Annotated in this window: 21 protein-coding genes; 16 read left to right on the top strand and 5 right to left on the bottom strand. The window is 39.5% G+C overall.

Going from position 1 to position 18371, the window contains the following annotated elements:
* A partial coding sequence (locus AC1Z3K_RS02820) for a transposase (RefSeq protein WP_461731781.1) occupies positions 1 to 462 on the top strand: 462 nt, incomplete at its 5' end.
* Here AC1Z3K_RS02820 and AC1Z3K_RS02815 read toward each other — a convergent pair.
* From AC1Z3K_RS02815 to AC1Z3K_RS02800, 4 genes are read right to left on the bottom strand one after another with little or no spacing between them, the layout of a single operon-like run.
* The gene (locus AC1Z3K_RS02815; protein WP_426084336.1) at positions 457 to 1089 is read right to left on the bottom strand and encodes an ECF transporter S component; all 633 of its coding nucleotides are present in this window, start codon (positions 1087 to 1089) and stop codon (positions 457 to 459) included. The two genes, AC1Z3K_RS02820 and AC1Z3K_RS02815, sit on opposite strands and share 6 nt — an antisense overlap.
* Before the next feature lie 12 nt (positions 1090 to 1101).
* Positions 1102 to 1650, bottom strand: a complete 549-nt coding sequence (gene coaC, locus AC1Z3K_RS02810; protein WP_461731780.1) for a phosphopantothenoylcysteine decarboxylase — start codon at positions 1648 to 1650, stop codon at positions 1102 to 1104.
* The gene (gene coaB, locus AC1Z3K_RS02805) at positions 1647 to 2417 is read right to left on the bottom strand and encodes a phosphopantothenate--cysteine ligase (RefSeq protein ID WP_426084334.1); all 771 of its coding nucleotides are present in this window, start codon (positions 2415 to 2417) and stop codon (positions 1647 to 1649) included. Before coaB ends, coaC begins: the two co-directional genes overlap by 4 nt.
* Positions 2418 to 2430: 13 nt before the next feature.
* Positions 2431 to 3423, bottom strand: a complete 993-nt coding sequence (locus tag AC1Z3K_RS02800; protein WP_461731779.1) for a YhdH/YhfP family quinone oxidoreductase — start codon at positions 3421 to 3423, stop codon at positions 2431 to 2433.
* 245 nt (positions 3424 to 3668) lie between these two features.
* Here AC1Z3K_RS02800 and AC1Z3K_RS02795 point away from each other — a divergent pair, with 245 nt between their 5' ends.
* From AC1Z3K_RS02795 to AC1Z3K_RS02775, 5 genes are read left to right on the top strand one after another with little or no spacing between them, the layout of a single operon-like run.
* Positions 3669 to 4211, top strand: a complete 543-nt coding sequence (locus AC1Z3K_RS02795; protein WP_426084332.1) for a helix-turn-helix domain-containing protein — start codon at positions 3669 to 3671, stop codon at positions 4209 to 4211.
* A gap of 17 nt (positions 4212 to 4228) precedes the next feature.
* Positions 4229 to 5317, top strand: a complete 1089-nt coding sequence (locus AC1Z3K_RS02790) for an ABC transporter ATP-binding protein (protein WP_461731778.1) — start codon at positions 4229 to 4231, stop codon at positions 5315 to 5317.
* A gap of 11 nt (positions 5318 to 5328) precedes the next feature.
* The gene (locus tag AC1Z3K_RS02785) at positions 5329 to 6138 is read left to right on the top strand and encodes an ABC transporter permease (protein WP_426084330.1); all 810 of its coding nucleotides are present in this window, start codon (positions 5329 to 5331) and stop codon (positions 6136 to 6138) included.
* Entirely contained in the window at positions 6135 to 6971 is an 837-nt protein-coding gene (locus AC1Z3K_RS02780; RefSeq protein ID WP_426084329.1) for an ABC transporter permease, read from the top strand. Before AC1Z3K_RS02785 ends, AC1Z3K_RS02780 begins: the two co-directional genes overlap by 4 nt.
* A complete protein-coding gene (locus AC1Z3K_RS02775) occupies positions 6968 to 8041 on the top strand; it encodes an ABC transporter substrate-binding protein (protein ID WP_461731777.1) in 1074 nt (357 codons plus the stop codon). Before AC1Z3K_RS02780 ends, AC1Z3K_RS02775 begins: the two co-directional genes overlap by 4 nt.
* Positions 8042 to 8106: 65 nt before the next feature.
* On the opposite strand, the gene AC1Z3K_RS02770 is transcribed toward AC1Z3K_RS02775, so the two are convergent.
* Positions 8107 to 8937 carry a CPBP family intramembrane glutamic endopeptidase gene (locus AC1Z3K_RS02770; RefSeq protein ID WP_461731776.1) on the bottom strand — a complete coding sequence of 277 codons (831 nt, stop codon included), beginning with the start codon at positions 8935 to 8937 and terminating at the stop codon, positions 8107 to 8109.
* Positions 8938 to 9514: 577 nt separating this feature from the next.
* On the opposite strand from AC1Z3K_RS02770, the gene AC1Z3K_RS02765 reads away from it, so the two are divergent.
* From AC1Z3K_RS02765 to AC1Z3K_RS02720, 10 genes are all read left to right on the top strand, one after another.
* A complete protein-coding gene (locus AC1Z3K_RS02765) occupies positions 9515 to 10462 on the top strand; it encodes a LacI family DNA-binding transcriptional regulator (RefSeq protein ID WP_461731775.1) in 948 nt (315 codons plus the stop codon).
* 55 nt (positions 10463 to 10517) lie between these two features.
* Positions 10518 to 10898 carry a VOC family protein gene (locus tag AC1Z3K_RS02760; protein ID WP_426084325.1) on the top strand — a complete coding sequence of 127 codons (381 nt, stop codon included), beginning with the start codon at positions 10518 to 10520 and terminating at the stop codon, positions 10896 to 10898.
* Between the two features lie 440 nt (positions 10899 to 11338).
* Positions 11339 to 11542 (top strand): GntR family transcriptional regulator, encoded by a 204-nt coding sequence (locus tag AC1Z3K_RS02755; protein ID WP_461731774.1) that lies wholly within the window; start codon positions 11339 to 11341, stop codon positions 11540 to 11542.
* Positions 11535 to 12074 (top strand): UTRA domain-containing protein, encoded by a 540-nt coding sequence (locus tag AC1Z3K_RS02750; protein ID WP_461731773.1) that lies wholly within the window; start codon positions 11535 to 11537, stop codon positions 12072 to 12074. Before AC1Z3K_RS02755 ends, AC1Z3K_RS02750 begins: the two co-directional genes overlap by 8 nt.
* 176 nt (positions 12075 to 12250) lie before the next feature.
* Positions 12251 to 13666 (top strand): glycoside hydrolase family 1 protein, encoded by a 1416-nt coding sequence (locus AC1Z3K_RS02745; RefSeq protein ID WP_461731772.1) that lies wholly within the window; start codon positions 12251 to 12253, stop codon positions 13664 to 13666.
* A gap of 13 nt (positions 13667 to 13679) precedes the next feature.
* Positions 13680 to 15011, top strand: a complete 1332-nt coding sequence (locus AC1Z3K_RS02740) for a PTS sugar transporter subunit IIC (protein ID WP_426084322.1) — start codon at positions 13680 to 13682, stop codon at positions 15009 to 15011.
* Between the two features lie 286 nt (positions 15012 to 15297).
* A complete protein-coding gene (locus AC1Z3K_RS02735; RefSeq protein WP_461731771.1) occupies positions 15298 to 15573 on the top strand; it encodes a TIGR04197 family type VII secretion effector in 276 nt (91 codons plus the stop codon).
* A gap of 11 nt (positions 15574 to 15584) precedes the next feature.
* Positions 15585 to 15950, top strand: a complete 366-nt coding sequence (locus AC1Z3K_RS02730; RefSeq protein ID WP_426084320.1) for a DUF3958 family protein — start codon at positions 15585 to 15587, stop codon at positions 15948 to 15950.
* Complete coding sequence (locus tag AC1Z3K_RS02725) at positions 15947 to 17707, top strand: polymorphic toxin-type HINT domain-containing protein (RefSeq protein WP_461731770.1); 1761 nt, start codon at positions 15947 to 15949, stop codon at positions 17705 to 17707. The genes AC1Z3K_RS02730 and AC1Z3K_RS02725 overlap by 4 nt, the downstream gene beginning before the upstream one ends.
* Before the next feature lie 15 nt (positions 17708 to 17722).
* A complete protein-coding gene (locus AC1Z3K_RS02720) occupies positions 17723 to 18064 on the top strand; it encodes a hypothetical protein (protein ID WP_461731769.1) in 342 nt (113 codons plus the stop codon).
* Positions 18065 to 18371 lie beyond the last annotated feature (307 nt).

Genomic DNA, 18371 nt, shown 5'->3' with positions numbered 1-18371 from the left:
AGAACAGACCGTGGCGGGTTTGTCCGAGACTTCAAAATCTATGAATGTGAGGATTGTCGGGCATGTCCTGTGCGGAGTCAATGTACGAAAGCCAAAAGCAATCGGAATCGACAGATTCAAGTGAACAATTCATGGCGTTACTTCAAAGCAGAATGCAAGAAGAAGCTTTCAGATGAAAAAACAGGTTCGATTTATCGACAACGGAAAATCGATGTAGAACCAGTGTTTGGGCATCTAAAGGCTCATTTGGCGTTCCATCGTTTCCATTTACGTGGAAAACAAGGAGCGAAGATTGATGTTGGTTTGGCTCTCATGGCACTAAATCTAAGAAAATTAGGAAAATATATGGAGAGAAAGAGAAGGGAAGAAGAAAAAACAAGCCCGATTTTGACATTCATCATCAAAATCGAGCTTGTTTTCTTTTTGAGAGTGGATTATGTCCCAGTCTCATCTTTTTTATAGTTTTTGGGTGGCGTTGCTTTTAGTTAGGCGCAATAGGACAGCGGCTACTGCTGCAGTAGCTAAGGCAGCCACAACAGCTTCTACAGCTCCGCTGGTAAAAACGATTCCGGCGATTACTGAGAAAACTGCGTTGATGCTGATATCCATTGCTTGGGCGTAAGCGTCTTTAAATAATAGAAAAATTCCGCCCATAACTAAAATAGTATTAACCGCTGATCCGCAGAAGCCGGCTACAAACAGTCCAACTGGTTGAACAGCAGTCTTACTTTTGAAGAGCTTGTATACATAATAAGGAACAATCCCAATCAAAATTCTTGGAAGCACCGCAATCAGTATAGCTTTCCAGCTTCCCTGATCCGTTCCGATTACTGGAATGAACGGAGAGAAAACAAAGGACAAGGGTGTGATGACTATTGTACTGCGTATCATACTGATAACACCGAACACGCCGCCTAAAAATCCGCCAATTTTTGGTCCTAAAACGATTGAAGCAATGATGACAGGAATATGCATAGTTGTTGCATTAATTGGACCGATTGGAATGAATCCCAAAAAAGGGACTGCTGCTAGTAAAATTAAGATAGCCAGAAACATGGCAGTCAAAGTAAAATTTTTCGTATTCTTCATAGATGAACTCCTTTATTTGGGACTGGATAATACTCGGTTCACTTCGGCAACAATGGTATCTACATCTGCTAGTGCACCTTTGCCGAAATCTCCACAGGCAAGTAAAGCTTCCCGAGGTTCAATTTCTTCGTAGCCTGCTTCTATTAAGAGCTTCAGATTTTGCTGCATGATTGGGTTTTGATACATATACGTGTTCATTGCTGGGGCTATCAGCTTAGGCACCTCTGTTTTTAAAGCAAGTGCTACTGTAGAAAGCATGTCATCAGCAATTCCGTTTGCCAGTTTTCCAATGATATTTGCGGAAGCCGGAGCTACCAGAAAAAGGTCTGCTTTTTTTGCCAGTTCAATGTGATTAATCTGCTCAGGATAAATTTCCTCCATTACATCTGTATGAACTGGATTTTTTGAAAGAGCCTGTAGAGTTAGCGGTGTAATGAACTTAGTACTGTTGTTTGTCATAATTACTTCTACTTCATAGCCCATTTTGGTAATCCGGCTGGTAATATCCGCTGACTTATAAGCGGATATACTACCGGAAACACCTAATAAAATAGTTTTCATTCATTCATCCGCTCCATTTCCTCAACATTTTTTACAATCAATTGAGCAATCTCTTTTTTTGTATCCGCAGCTTCTATCTGTCGGTCAGCATGGAGCAGCAGGCCATGATGCTGCTGTCCATGAATTTTTTCTAAATCATTGGCTAAAACAAAGTCACAGTGGTTTTGTTCTAAGGTATCCATCCCTACTTGAATCAGCTGATCTTCTGAAACACCAACTAATAATTTAAAGCCGATTAGTATGGTCTGCGGCTGTTTCTCTCGAATCATAGCAATTATTTTAGGGTTTTTCTTTAGAAAAAGCAAGAGCCGTTCTGTCTTTGAAGAAATTTTCTTGGCTTCAGTTTTTTGATTGCCAATGGCATCTAAGGCTTTACGAATGGTTTCTGCAATACTCTCTCTTGTGTAGGTTTGCATAGCCAGCAGCTGTTCAGTCACTTTGTCGATCAGCTCTTCTTCAGGCAGACTGGTCTCGCTTGAAAAATCACTGACAGCCATACTATGAATCACTGCTGAAAATGTCTGTTCCTCCAAAAGCTGTGCCATTGTCCGCTGGAGCTGAGCAGTGGTTTCAATTTCAAAGACTGTCAGCTTGCTATTGGCAACAGGCCGCAGAGCAGTGGCGGTTGTCAGATAGGTCACCTGATGTCCGCGGGACAGAAAGGCTTCGCCAATTTCCAGTCCTAGCTTTCCGGTGGAATGATTCGTAATTGATCGGACATTGTCGATTCTTTCTGAAGTTCCCCCTGCGGTAATCAAAATATTCATTTATCTATGCTCCTCAGGAAAATTTGATAATTGTTCTGCCGATATGGGCACCCTGCTGTAGTGCAGCAAAGGTTTGTGGTGCTTCTTGCAGCGTAATCTCATTGACCAGTGCAGTGTCTGCGATTGCCCATTCCGCTGCCATTCGTTTCCAGATAGCTTTTCTTTTTGTCATTTCTACATTAACAGAGTCAATTCCTAAAAGGTTAACACCTCTCAAAATAAATGGAAGAACCGTTGTGTTTAAACCGATGCCGCCCGCATTGCCGCAAATTGCCGCACTTCCGCCATAACTGATTAAAGGTAGTGCGGCTGCTAAAACTTCACCGCCTACAGTGTCTAAAACAAAATCAAAATCTTGTTTTCCTAAGGGTCTGATTTTTTCCGGCATAAAGTCTTCTAAAAGCAAAACTTCAGAAGCTCCTAGTTGTTTTAGAGCTGCTTCAGATTCTTTTTTTCTAGTCAAAGCTGTAATGTTTGTATATCCTGCTTTTTTAAGCATGCCAATGCTCAGACTAGCAACACCGCCGGAAGCGCCGGTAACTAAGATTCTGGCATTTTTATTTTCTGACAAGCCATGCTGCTCAAGTCCATCAATACATAAGGCTGCAGTAAACCCAGCAGTTCCTAAAACCATTGCAGCTTTTTCAGTTAGTTCAGCGGGTAAAGGGACCACCCATTCAGAAGGCACACGAACATACTCGGAAAAACCGCCTGTATGGCTAACACCAAGACCATAGCCGGTAACAAGTACACTGTCTCCTGGTTTGAAGCTGTCATTGCTGGAAGAAACAACGGTACCACTCACATCAATTCCGGGAATCATTGGGTAGCTGCGGATGACGCCGCCTTTTTTTTGAACGGCAAGAGAGTCTTTGTAATTGATAGAAGAGTAGCTGGTTTTGATTAACACGTCGCCTTCGGATAACTGATCCGTTGTGATTTCCTGAATACTATGTGTAACGTTTTCATCAGTTTCTTGAAGCAATAGTGCTGAAAATTTTTCCATAATAATCCCTCCATAAATTTCCTGTTTTTATTACTACTATCATATCATATTATTCTTTTTTTGATGGCGGATTTCTGCTTATTCTTCTCATTAAAATTTTATCTGTTAAAATCCCGAAAAAATCTAAAAAATAGTTGCTATTTCTTGAAAAATTCGTATACTGAAAAAAGATGAAATTAAACTCTTGGTTTAGTATAAGTAAACTTAAGTGCTATGTTTTTATATATTTTGGGTGAGGTGATAAGATGGACATCGGTGAGAAGCTGAAAAACCTGCGGATTCAAAAAAATCTAACACAGGAAGAGCTTGGTGAACGAACGGATTTAACAAAGGGCTATATTTCTCAGCTGGAAAGAGACCTCAGTTCTCCGTCTATGGAGACTTTTTTCAATATTCTTGAGGTTTTAGGCGTGACGCCGGAGGAATTTTTCAGTGAAGAGGCTGCTGAGCAGAAAATTGTTTATGATGAACAAGATGCGACCTATTATGCGGATGAGGAAAACGGCTATACATTGAAATGGCTGATTCCCGAGTCAAATGAGAATGATATGGAGCCAGTTCTTTTAACCTTCGATAAGGATGGAGAATATAAGACCTTTGAACCATCTTTATCAGAAACCTTTATCTATGTACTGGAAGGCACAGTCTCCTTGATGCTTGGAGAAAGCACCTATACAGCAAAAAAGGGCGAGGCCATTTACTATGAGGCCGCCGAGCCGCACCAATTAAAGAATAAATCTAAAGGCAGAAGCAGAGTACTGGTAGTAGTAACGGACTCTTATCTATAATTCGGAGGGATGAACGAGTGGGGAAAACAATTATTTCTTTTGAAAATGTTGTCAAACGGTTTGACGATGACGAAACAGTATTGAAGAAAGTCAGCTTTGAAATCGAGGAAGGGAAATTCTATACCTTGCTGGGTCCTTCCGGCTGCGGTAAAACAACCATTTTACGTATTTTAGCAGGTTTTACAGATGTGAGTGAAGGGGATGTCTATTTTGAAGGAACGCGAATCAATGACGTGCCAGCGAATAAGCGGCCGGTAAATACGGTTTTCCAAGACTATGCGCTGTTTCCTCATATGAATGTATTTGACAATGTGGCTTTCGGATTAAAGATTAAGAAGATGCCAAAGCAGGAGATTGAAAAGAAGGTAAAAGGTGCCCTGAAAATGGTTCAGCTGCCCGGCTATGAAAATAGAGAAATCAGCGAGATGTCCGGTGGTCAGCGCCAGCGGGTAGCAATCGCCCGGGCGATTGTTAATGAGCCAAAGGTTTTACTTTTGGACGAGCCATTATCAGCATTAGACTTGAAACTGCGGACAGATATGCAGTATGAGCTGCGGGATCTGCAGCAGCGCTTAGGCATCACGTTTATTTTCGTAACCCATGATCAGGAAGAAGCCTTGGCAATGAGCGATGAAATTTTTGTGATGAACAAAGGAAAAATTGTTCAAAGCGGCAGTCCTGTTGATATTTACGACGAACCGATTAATCATTTCGTAGCTGATTTTGTTGGAGAAAGCAATATCGTTGATGGAACGATGCTTGAAGATAATCTGGTAGAATTTGTGGGCGAGCGCTTTGAATGCGTAGACGGCGGAATGCGTCCGAATGAACCGGTGGAGGTTGTTCTTCGTCCAGAAGATTTAACCATTACGACGCCTGAAAAGGGTAAGCTGACAGCGACAGTAGACACACAGCTGTTTCGCGGCGTTCATTATGAAATCATCTGTGTTGACGAGCAAAAAAATGAATGGATGGTCCATTCAACTAGAAAAGCAGTGGAAGGTTCTCAAGTAGGATTATTTTTTGAGCCGGAGGATATCCACGTGATGCGCTTTAATGAGTCGGAAGAGGACTTTGATGCCCGTCTGGAAAGCTACGAGGAATAGGAGGCAAAAGAATGAAAGCAGTACGTCGAATTTATTCGATTCCTTATACATTGTGGTTGCTTCTTTTTGTAATCGCACCTGTATTGATGATTATTTATCAGTCGTTCTTTGATATGAACGGTCAGTTTAGTCTGGAAAATTATCAGACCTATTTCACCTCGGGAACGTATCTGGCAATGACCTTTAACTCAGTTTGGTATGCTTTTTTGATTACACTGGTTACCTTGTTGATAAGCTATCCTACTGCCTTTTTTTTAACAAAGCTTAAGCATAAGCAGCTGTGGCTGATGCTGGTTATTTTACCCACTTGGGTAAATTTACTGCTGAAAGCTTATGCATTTATTGGAATTTTCAGTGTCCATGGAACAGTCAATCATTTTCTGAATTTTATGGGTATCGGCTCCCAGCAGATTTTGTTTACCGATTTTAGCTTTCTGTTTGTAGCTGCCTATATTGAGCTGCCCTTTATGATTATGCCGATTTTTAATGCTTTGGAGGAAATGAATCCTTCCCTGATTAGCGCCAGCCGTGATTTGGGTGCTAATAGTGCAGAGACTTTTCGCCGGGTAATTTTTCCCTTGTCTTTAAACGGAGTGAAAAGCGGTGTCCAGGCCGTCTTTATTCCGTCCCTGTCCTTGTTCATGCTGACGCGTCTGATTGGGGGAAATCGGGTAATCACCTTAGGGACAGCGATAGAGCAGCATTTTTTAGTTACTCAGAATTGGGGCATGGGCTCAACGATTGGTGTTGTGCTGATTGTGGCTATGGTTGCTGTGATGTTTCTAACAGGTGAAAAGAGAAAAGGAGGTCGGGCGAAATGATTAGAAAGAAATTTAAATGGTCAAACCTTTATCTGCTGCTGGTTTTTCTGCTTCTATATGCACCGATTTTTTATTTGATTTTTTATTCTTTTAACAGCGGCGGCACGATGAATGAGTTTACTGGCTTCACTTTGGATAACTATTTTGCGGTTTTTGAGGATACCCGGTTATTGATTATTGTACTAAATACATTTTTACTGGCTTTTCTATCTGCATTAATCGCAACAATTATTGGAACGTTCGGAGCAATGGCTATCTATTATACGAAAAGCCGCCGAAGCCGGACAGCCCTGTTGAGCTTTAATAATATTCTACTCGTGTCGCCGGATGTTATTATTGGCGCCAGCTTTCTGATTTTTTTCACGGCAGTTGGTTTTATTAGTTTGGGCTTTACCAGTGTTTTGCTGTCTCATATTGCTTTTAGTATTCCGATTGTGGTGTTGATGGTGCTGCCGAAGCTGCAGGAAATGAACGATTCGATGGTTGATGCAGCAAGAGATTTGGGTGCGAATAATCTACAGGTTATTAAGAATATTGTACTGCCGTATTTGTCGCCGGGAATTATTGCAGGGTATTTTATGGCGTTTACGTATTCACTGGATGATTTTGCGGTTACCTTCTTTGTTACAGGCAATGGCTTTTCTACACTTTCTGTAGAAATCTATTCTCGTGCCAGACAAGGAATCAGCTTGGAAATCAACGCGCTGAGTGCATTAGTCTTTCTATTTTCCATGATTTTAGTTATTGGCTATTACTTCATCAGTCAGGACAATACGTCTAAGCGGCTGAAGAAGCTCCGTCGTGAACAAAGAGAGGTGGCGAAGCTGTCATGAAAAAGTTAAACTCTTTATTTGCGGGAATTATCGTCATTATTATCATTTTGTTTCTAGGAGCCGGACAGCTTGAACGTGCCAGCGGTATGGCTGGTGCGGATGTTTTGACAATCTATAACTGGGGAGATTATATCGATCCGGCATTGATTAAGGCCTTTGAAAAGGAAACCGGTTATAAGGTGAACTATGAGACCTTTGATTCAAATGAAGCGATGTTTACCAAAATCCAGCAGGGTGGAACTGCGTATGATATCACAATCCCATCAGAGTATATGATTCAGAAAATGATGAAGGAAAACATGCTGCTGCCGATTGATCATTCAAAGCTGAAGGGTTTGAATAATATCGATGAGCGATTTTTAAATTTGGATTTTGATCCAGCAAATCAATATTCTATTCCCTATTTCTGGGGAACCTTGGGAATTATCTATAATGACAAGTTTATTGATGAGGAAAGCATGCAGGAATGGGATGACTTGTGGCGTCCGGAGCTAAAGGACAACTTGATGCTGATTGATGGTGCTCGGGAGGTAATCGGTTTGTCGCTGAACAGCTTGGGCTATTCTCTGAATAGCAAAGAGGATCAGGAGCTAAAGGCTGCATCTGCTAAGCTAAACACATTAACTAGCAACGTTAAGGCAATTGTAGCTGATGAAATCAAAATGTATATGATTAATGAAGAAAGTGCAGCCGCTGTATCCTTTTCAGGAGAAGCCGCAGAAATGCTGGACGGCAATGAGCATCTTCACTATGTGATTCCTTCTAAAGGCTCTAATCTATGGTTCGATAATATTGTTATTCCGAAAACTGCAAAAAATGTCGAAGGAGCATATGCCTTCATCAATTATATGCTGCGTCCGGAAAATGCGGCGCAGAATGCAGAGTATATCGGCTATTCGACACCAAATAAGGAAGCAAAAAAACTGTTGCCAAAGGAAATTTCTGAGGACGAACAATTCTATCCAAATGATGAAACAATCGCCCATCTGGAGGTATACGAGGATCTAGGCTCAGAGTATCTGGGGATTTATAATGATCTGTTCTTAGAGTTTAAGATGTATCGTAAATAAGGTGAAAACTCAGTTAAAGTAGCTTTGAGAAAACAACAAAAAACGGAAATAAATCTATAGTTTAGCTAGGAGTGTTTCTGAGTAAAAGCGGCAGTTTTGTCGCTTTTTTTTGTTTTTTGATACCAATATACAGTTACTATGGAAATAAGTATAAGAAGAGTGTTGACGATGATTGTTCCAGTCCAATTCATTGTTGTGGTTCCAAATACTGGGGATGAGGCATTAAACAACGTATGAAACAACACACTCATAAAGATGTAGCCTTTCCCTGAAATAGTGTAAAGCGCACCATGTACAAAACGAAATGAAAATAACTGGATAGTAAACATCCAAAAATTGATATGACCATCACCATGATTTGTACCTGGTATAAAAAATAATGGAATGTGCCAAAGAAACCATATAAAACCAACTTGTAGGGAAGAACGAAGAAATCCATATTTTTTGTATAAGAACGGCTGTAATACATACATCCACCCAGCTTCTTCCAAACCGCCAATAATTAATGCTCCTGGCAAAGATAATAAGATAGTATAAAAAGGCATGCTTAATATGAAATTACCGCTAATAAGGACGTGAAGACCAAAGTAGAGAATCAAGATGAAAAAAACATATAGATAAAGAAGTGGATTATTTTTTAGATAAAAGACAGTCTTTATCCAGTCCTGTGGACGAAGTATCACATTATTCTTTCTTAAAATAATGTAACAGGCAATTGCTGGAGATAGAATGTAGATAGAAAAAGGGATGTTCATAAAAAATTGTTGTATATTATCCACCCAGTTATGGACAGAATAACCAAAATTACCTCCAAAAATCAGCATAACCGCTATCAAATAAGCAATAAAAAAAGTCAATAAGGTGAATTGTATTACGATTTTACTTGTTATATTCATTTTATTTCCTCACAATTATTTACAATAGTTTTTGTATTTAGATTTCTTTGATTGTTGAAGAATACATGTTAAGCATAACAGACAGAAATAGTTGAAACAATATTTTTCAGATAAGCGGTAGGATAAGTATCCTAGTAGCTGATGCTGGTTTCAGTAGATAGTAAACGTAGTTTTTGTTAGATTAGAATATGAAATGTCACTGACTGATTTGACTAAGTATGTTTTGATAGAAAAAGTAAAAATGAAAGATAGTCAAAAAAGCATCAATTTACTATCTTTTATTTGAATGAATAGATTAAAATGAAGTGGAGCTAATTTTATCAACAGTTTGAATGGCTAATGATTAATGTCTGCAGACTGGTTATTCCAGATTTGGTGCAGTGAATAAACAGTTATTTCGAGGAACATATATAGCAGATTTTTTCTTTTGTATATAGAATTAGCAGCAAAAAAAGCTTGACCTGGGACGCGTCCCAGAGATTATACTTTACATAAATCATATTAGGTACTGGTTATGGAATCAGTATGTTTTTGCAATCAGTCTTACGCAGCTGTTTAACGAATGGAGGTGAAGCAGTTGATTAATATTAGAGATATTGCTGAAATGACTGGTGTCTCAAAATCCACAGTATCGAGGGTAATCAATAATCAAAAATATGTATCCGATGAAATCAGAAAAAAAGTCCAGCAGGCAATTGATGAGACCGGATATGTGGCAAACGGCAACGCAGTGAAGCTGAGTAACGGTAAAAACTATATTTTAGGTGTCACAGTTCCCTACAATAGTGCCTGTTATGATACGTTGGTCAATAGTATTTTGTTTCATGCGAAAGAAAAAGGGTATCAGGTATTACTTTTGCCGACGTATTATGATCAGCATGCAGAAAACGAGTATTATTCTTTACTGGAACGGCGGATGATTGACGGGCTTGTTCTGACATCCAGAGCCAGTCGTTTAGCTGACTGGGAAAAGCTCAGCAGCCGGGGACGCATCGTATCAACAGAAAAAATTGATAGTAAAGAGATAGCGATGATTTATCCAGACAGAAAAAAAGTCTATCATACATTATTTAATGATTTATCAAAGCAGGGATATTCCAAAATTATTTTTACAGCTAAAAGAGGACCTTCTCAAAGTGTGAGCGCAAAGGATAAATTAGATTGCTATCAAGAATACTTTGGCGATGCGTTCGAAGGAGCAAATTTTTTTACAGGAATTGAAGGATATCAAAGCGGGGTTGAATGGGCAAAGGAAACGTTTAAAAAAGTAGCAGTTCCTGAAATCATCTATGCTAATGCAGATGATACCGCAGCAGGAATTATTGTGGGACTAAAGGAAGCTGGATTTATTCATAAAAAAGATTACCAGATTATAGGAGAAGGAAACTTGCCCTATAGTCAGGCCTTAGGCTTTTCCACGATTGATTTTCGGCCAACAGAAATTGGTTCAGAGGTCATAGAATACATTACATCTGACCAAGAATTGGTGCAAAGGGCTAAAGAACCCCAGCTTATTAAGCGATAAACGATTAATCAATAGCTGAGAAAATAAAGAAGTAACAAGAAAGGGAAGAATAACGATGCATATCGAACATGTGGCGATTTGGACGAAGGATTTAGAAAAGATGAAGGAATTTTATGAAAAATATTTTAACGTAAGCAGTACGGAGCTCTATCATAATAAAAAGACCGGTTTTAAATCGTATTTTCTAAGCTTTGATTCCGGCAGCAGATTAGAACTGACAACCAAGCAGCATCTTTCAAATAGAGTTGCTGAGAGCTTAGGCTATACACATATGGCTATTTCAGTTGGCAGCAAAGAGGACGTTGACCGCTATACTGAAAAATTTGTGGCAGATGGGTTTCCATTGTTGAATGGTCCTAGAACTACAGGGGATGGTTATTATGAAGCCGTAATTCAGGATCCGGAAGGCAATCTGATTGAGCTGACGACAGATTAGTAACATTGGGTAACGAGTCTAAAAATAGTTATGGTTGTAAACATAGGGGGCTCACGAACAAGTTCTCTTTAGAAATAAGCTGAGTTGAGTCTGGGAGATAGATAAATTCCCAGACTTTTAGTATGTCAAAATCTGAATAAGCAATGGGATAATCACACATATTAGCACTTAACCGCAGGAGTATTTCTTCAACAATCAGCCGAAATTCAGAAAAACTTTGTAAAGCACCAGGTGGGAATTAGTCAACTCTAATCTGTTTGATATTTTTTGATAGATGATAGATAAAAAGTGCTGCTGGTAGGACGAATGACGAAGCAGAGTCTGACAGACAGAGATAAGGAGGGAAATAGCGCTTGCTATTTGCTGGGCTTATTGTATAAGATAAATAAAGCGAAGATTAGTAGAAGAAAAATGGATGATTTCAAAAAGGAGGGTATCTGATGAAGAAAAAAGAGTTTGTTGCTGAGGACTTGTTGAGTAAGATTTATCAAAAAAAGTATCTGCCGAAAACAGCAATTCCTTCTGAACGAAAATTAATGGCGGAATATCAGGTCTCACGAAATACAGTTAGAAAAGCGATTGAGAAGCTTAAGGATGCGGGGCTTCTAGTATCAATCCCTGGCAAAGGGAACAATCGTGAATAAAACAGCTGCCAATCCTAGTTTGATCTACAGCTCAATTACTGAAAAGAAGTCCAGTCAAATTGTTTCCAAGGTTCTTTCGCTAACAAAACGTCCAATGACGGAAGAAGAAAAGCGAATCTTTGACAGCAGCCATAGAGGGGCGGTTTGGGAGTTAAAAAGAGTGCGAATTGTTGACCAAAAGGTGATGGAACTTCAAGAATCAATTTTTCCCAAAAAAATCTTTCCCTACTTTGATCAAGAAATGGGGCAAGGCTCGCTGCAAAAGCTGATTTTAGACACTGGACTGTCTATTTCACATAGTCTGGCAAGCTTTGAGGCAGTGAACCTTTCAGAACAGGAAGCCCGCTTATTTCATGAGCGCAAAAATCACGCCGGAATGAGCATTACGAGCCGAACCATTTCCAGAGACGGTTTAGTTGTAGAATATACGAAGCGTCTGGTGATTGATTACATAGGAACTTTCAGGCTGCCTTTCAGCAAAGACAGTTTTAACTACCGCCATCAAGAAGATGGATTGAATGATTTTTTATAAATGACCAAAAACTGGTACTTATTTTTACGGAAAAAACTGTAGAAAAAGGTACCAGTTTCTTGTTGTTTTTGTGGATAAATATTGATATATAAGCGTTTGAAAGCCTTTTTATGACTTTTCACAATTCACTAAAAAGATGCTATATTTCTGCTATCAAACGAGGGAGGCTGGAATTTATGAAAAAGCTGTTTCCAGACAATTTTCTTTTTGGCGGAGCAATAGCAGCCAATCAGGCAGAAGGTGGATATTTAGAAGCAGGAAAGGGCTTAGGTATCTGCGATGTATTGCCGGCTGGCAAAGAACGGCTGCTGCATATAGCAAAAGAGCTTGATCCGGCTTTATATTATCCATCTCATCAAGGGATTGATTTTTACCATCACTTTAAGGAAGATGTTGCTTTACTAAAGGAAATGGGGCTGCGGTGTTTTCGTTTTTCGATTAACTGGCCGAGAATCTTTCCAAAGGGAGATGAACAGCAACCAAATCAAGAAGGTTTAGCCTTTTATGAAGAACTGATTGACTTATTATTGGAGGCTGAGATTGAACCGATTGTGACAATTTCTCACTATGAAACGCCATTATATCTGGTTGAAAAATACGGCGGCTGGAATCATCGGGAGATGATTGATCATTTTATGCGGTATTGTACAGTTCTTTTTGAAAGATTTGGTAAAAAAGTGACTTACTGGATGTCCTTCAATGAGATTAATAACATCATTAAAATTCCGTGGTTTGCTGGGGCAATGGACCTTTCGGGAGTGGAAAACCCTGCACAGCAGCAGTATCAGGCTGCTCATCACATGTTTGTCGCTCATGCACTAGCTGTAAAAACATTAAAAGAATACAATACCCAAGCTTTGATGGGTTGTATGTTGTCATTAAGCGGGGTTTACCCAGAGACACCAAAGCCTGAGGATATTTTCGGCAGTTATCAATTTCGCCGCAATTCTCTTTTCTTTTCCGATGTGATGATTCGAGGCACATATCCAAGCTATTCAAAACGGCTTTTTGAAGAGTTAAATGTCACATTAGACATTGGTGAAGAGGATTTGGCGCTCATCAAGAAACATACCAGTGATTATTTGGCTTTTAGCTATTATCTTACAACGGTCTATTCAGATGAATTGGTGATGATGACAGGAACAGGAGGACCTCAGGGCAAGAAAAATCCATACTTGGAAAGCTCACAGTGGGGCTGGCAGATTGACCCGCTGGGCTTGCGTTATGTGTGTAATGAGCTATATGACCGTTATCAGATACCACTGATGGTTGCCGAAAATGGATTAGGTGCGAGGGATAGTAAAAGTGAGGATGGGCGTTTTAATGATGTTGAGCGGCAAAACTATTTGAAGGAACATCTGCTGGCTTTGTCAGAAGCAGTGCAGGACGGCTGTGAAATAATTGCCTATACCTGGTGGGGCATCTTGGATATTGTCAGTGCAGGAACAGGAGAAATGGAGAAGCGGTATGGCATGATTTATGTAGACTGCGACAATCAGGGAAGGGGAACCTTGAAAAGGGAGCGGAAGGAAAGCTTTTATTATTATCAAAAAATTATTGCAGACAACGGAGAAAAGCTAAAGGAACTATAAGGGGGAAAGAGTTATGTCAAAATTAGACAGCTTTGCAATGAAGGTCGGTAAATTTGCCGAGGTTGTGAATCAAAACAAATATCTATATAGTATCAAAACAGCATTTACTATTTACATGCCATTTATTATTGTGGGTTCTTTTGCCACATTGTTTAATACGATTCTCTGCTCAGAACAGGTGGGCTTAGCACAAGTTGAACAGCTTAGCTTTCTTAGCTCGTTAAGCCCGGCGTTCACAGCAATTAACTATGCAACGATGTCTACGATGAGTCTGGCGCTGGCATTCTTAATTGGTAAACTGATTGGACAGAGAAACGAGATGGACGGAAATTATACAGCATTAGTTGCGCTGATTTCTTTCATCACGATTGTTCCTCAGTCGATTGTAACGGTGGTTGAGGGGCTGGAGGATATTGTGACGAGCGGTATTGCAACCTCTAGTATTAATGCCCAAGGTCTGTTTGTGGCAATGCTGATTTCGATTTTATCTGTTGAACTATTTTCAAAGCTGATGCAGATTGACCGTTTAAAAATCCGCATGCCGGAGGCGGTACCATCGGGAATTGCCCGATCATTTAATTCACTGATTCCAATTTTATTGGTATTACTGATTTTTTCAGTAATCAGCACAATCATTTATAATATTTCTGGCGATTATTTGAGTGATATTATCTACAATACACTACAGGCTCCTCTTCAAGGCGTTATGCAGGGCGGTCCAGTCGGAATCATCCTGCTAGCTTTTGCATCGGCGATTTTCTGGATATTCGGTCTTCATGGAAATATGGTTATTATGCCGATACTCAGTCCTTTGGCGTTAGCAGGTTTAGCAGACAATATTGCTCAGACACAAGCAGGAGATGTAGCTACTAATCCGTTGACAATGACCTTTTTTAGAGTCTATGTTGTAATGGGCGGAGCAGGGATAACGATTGCGTTAGTCCTTGCCCAGCTGATTTTTTCAAAGCGGGAAGATCAAAAAATGATTTCTAAGCTTGCGCTTATCCCGGGAATTTTCGGTATCAACGAGCCATTAGTGTACGGGCTGCCAATTGTCATGAATCCGATTTATGCAATTCCATTTATTCTGTCTCAGCTAATGGCGACAGCGGTTGCGTACTTTGCTACAGTGACCCATATTATTCCGGCTGCAACAGTAGAGGTTCCTTTCGGTCTGCCTTTGTTCGTCAATGCCTTTGTTGGCTATCAAACTATTTCAGCTATCCTGGTTCAACTGGTTATTTTAGTTCTAGCCTTTCTTATTTACACACCATTTGTGCTGGCTTCAAATAGATTAGCTCCAGCATATGTAGATTCTGCCGATGATTCGGTGAAAGAACGCTGAGGCTGCTGAGTGAAGCTTTGTCGGCGGGAAGAGTATTGCCGGAATTTAGTCAAAACACACTCGCTGACAAAAGCAGACTGATATAAAAGCATCAATTGCTCCAAGCAGGTTTGATAAAGAATGGACTCTATCCAAAACTGGATAGGGTCTTTTTTCGGTAACGGTTAATAAATGTATGAACCGATTGCTTTTATGTAAAAAAAGTGTTCGGTATAAAGCAAAATTTTGGTATACTTTTCTTATAAACAGTTTTTTGACATTTGGAAGTGAAAAAGGAGGATTTTAAATGGGTGTTTCTAACAATACGTCTGTCGCCGGTCAACTGGCAACAGGTATTATGCAGGGTGTTCAGGAGCTGGGGACTTCACGAGCTGTGACAAGAGATACGCAAAGTACGGTTTCCGGTAATCAAGCTGCCCAGGGTGCGATTGATGAGATGGAGAGTATGATGGCAGCTATCCGTAGTGCAGTACTGACTGACGCAAATAACATCAAGAATACAGCAGCAGAGTTTGCGGCGAAGGATGTTAAGCTTGGCCAAACAAGAATTATTGCCCCATAAGGAGAAATTGAATGGCTGAGAAGGAACAGTGGGAAGAACTAGCAAGAGCTGAACGACAGCTCGTTTATGAAAAGGAAGAGCTGGAGGACAAGAAACGGTCAATTGACCGTTTAGATGAAGCCTATCAAGAGCATTTTTTTCAAACAGCAGCTCTTTTTCAAAGTGCGTATGACTTGATTGCTGGAGAAAAAGAGGACCAGTATTTAGTTGAAGAATGCGCAGAGCAAATTCAACGAAAGCAACGGAATCTATCAGAAATGATGGAGGAAGAGCAGGAGAATATAGCAAAAGAACACTATTCATTAAATGAAAAAGAAGACGAGTTATTTTATCAGAAAAAAAGGTGGATGACGGAAAAAGAGGAGGAGAGCCGTTGAGTATCGATATGTATCTAGGGGCCTCGCAGACACAGGCAGACAGTACAAAAACAATGTGCCATGAAGCCCAGCAGGGATTAGAAACTCTCCAGTCAGGAATCAAAGACTTTGTTGGGGATCAGGTGCTAAGTGGAAAAACCTATCGTACAGCAAAGAGCTATTTTGAAGCGGTCTATGTGCCGCTGATTCAGGGAGCAATCCTTGTTTCAGAGGCGACTGCTGAAGCAGTGAGTAAAATACCTGAACAGTACCGTGCTGATGTAGCGCAGGTTGACTTGAAATCTTCCGAGCTAGAAGAAGAAATTGAGAAATGGGAACAGCAAATTCAGGCAATGGAACATCAAATTGTTGAAGTTAAGCGGGTGCTGCCGGTATCTAGTGAACGCGTCCAGCATATCAATGAGATAAATAATGTCATTACCAGCTATCAGGAAATAAAGCGTATGCTGGAAAAGAAACTACAAAAGCTGTTGACCTTCCATGCGTTTTCTTCTATGCTATTTACAGAAGTGAATGCTCTAAAGGCAGCGGTGAATACTGGTTTGGCGCAAATCAAAAGCGGCAGTGCCTACAATGCAGAATACGGTGTCTTTGATATGTCCCGTATGAATATGGACTGGGCGACAACGATTGCAGAAAAGGCAGCCGACTGGCGCAAGCGCAAACTAAAAGAAGAAGGCATGGACCTTGATGAGAAGCTGAAAACCAGAAGATACGTTCAGGTTGATTTATATGGAATGAAAAGCTGGATGTGGCTGGAAAATCCGCCGTATATTTCAGCGGATGATTATAAGGTAAACGAAGCCTATAGGGAATGGGCGGAAAAAGAATTTGATTTATATGGGCGTGAAATTAAGCGGGGCAACGATATAGATGAAATGAGCCGCTTAGCCATAGAGCTGCGTGAAGGGGTGGATTACGACACCGGACGTCCTCTAACTGATGTAGAAAAAGCCCAGCGCTGGTCCATCGTATTGAGCAGTATTGCTCAAGTGAGTATCGCAGCGTATTATGCCGGACATCCGTTGACTGTGGAAGAAGCAGCGTTGATGGAAAAGCAAGTTAGTGGACCTAAGTGTTTTGTTTCTGGAACACTAATTCTAACAGAGCATGGACACAAACCAATTGAATGCATTCAAATCGGTGAAAAAGTTTTAGCGAGACATGAAAATTCTAATGTTCAGACCTATGAAAAAGTTGTTCAATTATTTGTTAGTGAAACTAACAAGATTATTAGAATTACAGTTGGTAATGAAGTGATTGAAACAACTGAAGAGCATCCGTTTTATTTACCAAGTAAAGGCTGGATAAAGGCTAAAGAATTAACCTATAATGATAATTTGATTGATAGTTTTGAAAATACTTTGTCAATCACTAATATTCAAAGTATAAGTTTAAATAGACCTGTTAAAGTATACAATTTTGAAGTAGAAAATGCTCATACTTATTTTGTTTCTAATTTGAATATATTAGTTCATAATATATGTGATGACGCTCTTAATAAATGGCATAAGGGGACCTTTGATGATTCGGAAGCTTCTTTGATAAAGCATTTTGAAAAGCATGGAGCAGAAGTTAAGGCTAATTCGCTTGAGCAATATTTTAATAAAGCGGAAGATTTTAGCCGTAAACTAAAAGGAGCAAGATCAAAAAAAATAGACTATCCTACTCCTAACGTAGTAAGGTATTACAAAAATGGTAAATATATTGATATTCATAAACCAACAGGAAAAATAATATCATTTGGAAAACAATAAAAGGAGAATAAAGTTATGTGGAAAAATTTATCTTTAAAGAATGTTTCAAAAATTGAGCGATGTGTCGGTGAATATAATATTTGGATGATAGGAATTCTTCCATTTGGTAAAATGAAAGTGAAAATTTATGAAGATATTTCAGGTACTTTCTCTGGTTATACAGATATTAATATAAAGTTGAGGTCTGATGATAATTACCCAGAGTCTGCTGTTGGTTTTGGTAAAACTCAACAGGAAGCATTGAGTGAAACAATAAAAAACTTTAACGAGCTTTTAGAAAGAGAATATCCAGAAGAACAGTTTCCAGAAGGCTTATCAGATGATCATATTGAATATACAGAACCATCAGATTTCTAGCAATACAGAGAAAAAAGAACTTTACTATCTGATTAGTGTCAGTTAGTAAAGCTTTGACTAATAAGCCAATCCTTACTAATAAAGTTATCCACAGCTAACAAAAGCTAGCTGTACTTATTGTACAAAAATGTAGTGTTTTTCTGTTAATGCAAGTAGCAATTAGTAAATTTTTAGTGTTATTGAGGAGGTATTAGTGAATCAAAAGCTAATACCTTTTGTTATGTAAAAAAACAAGTCGTTTATATTGCTCTCTTAATAAACTCAGTGCTTGTCACTGGAAACAGAAACTGTTGACCTTCCATGCGTT

It is taken from the genome of Enterococcus sp. LJL128, assembly GCF_056924295.1.
The sequence above is the reverse complement of the archived record's forward strand: the minus strand, read 5'-3'. Positions and strand labels throughout refer to the sequence as shown.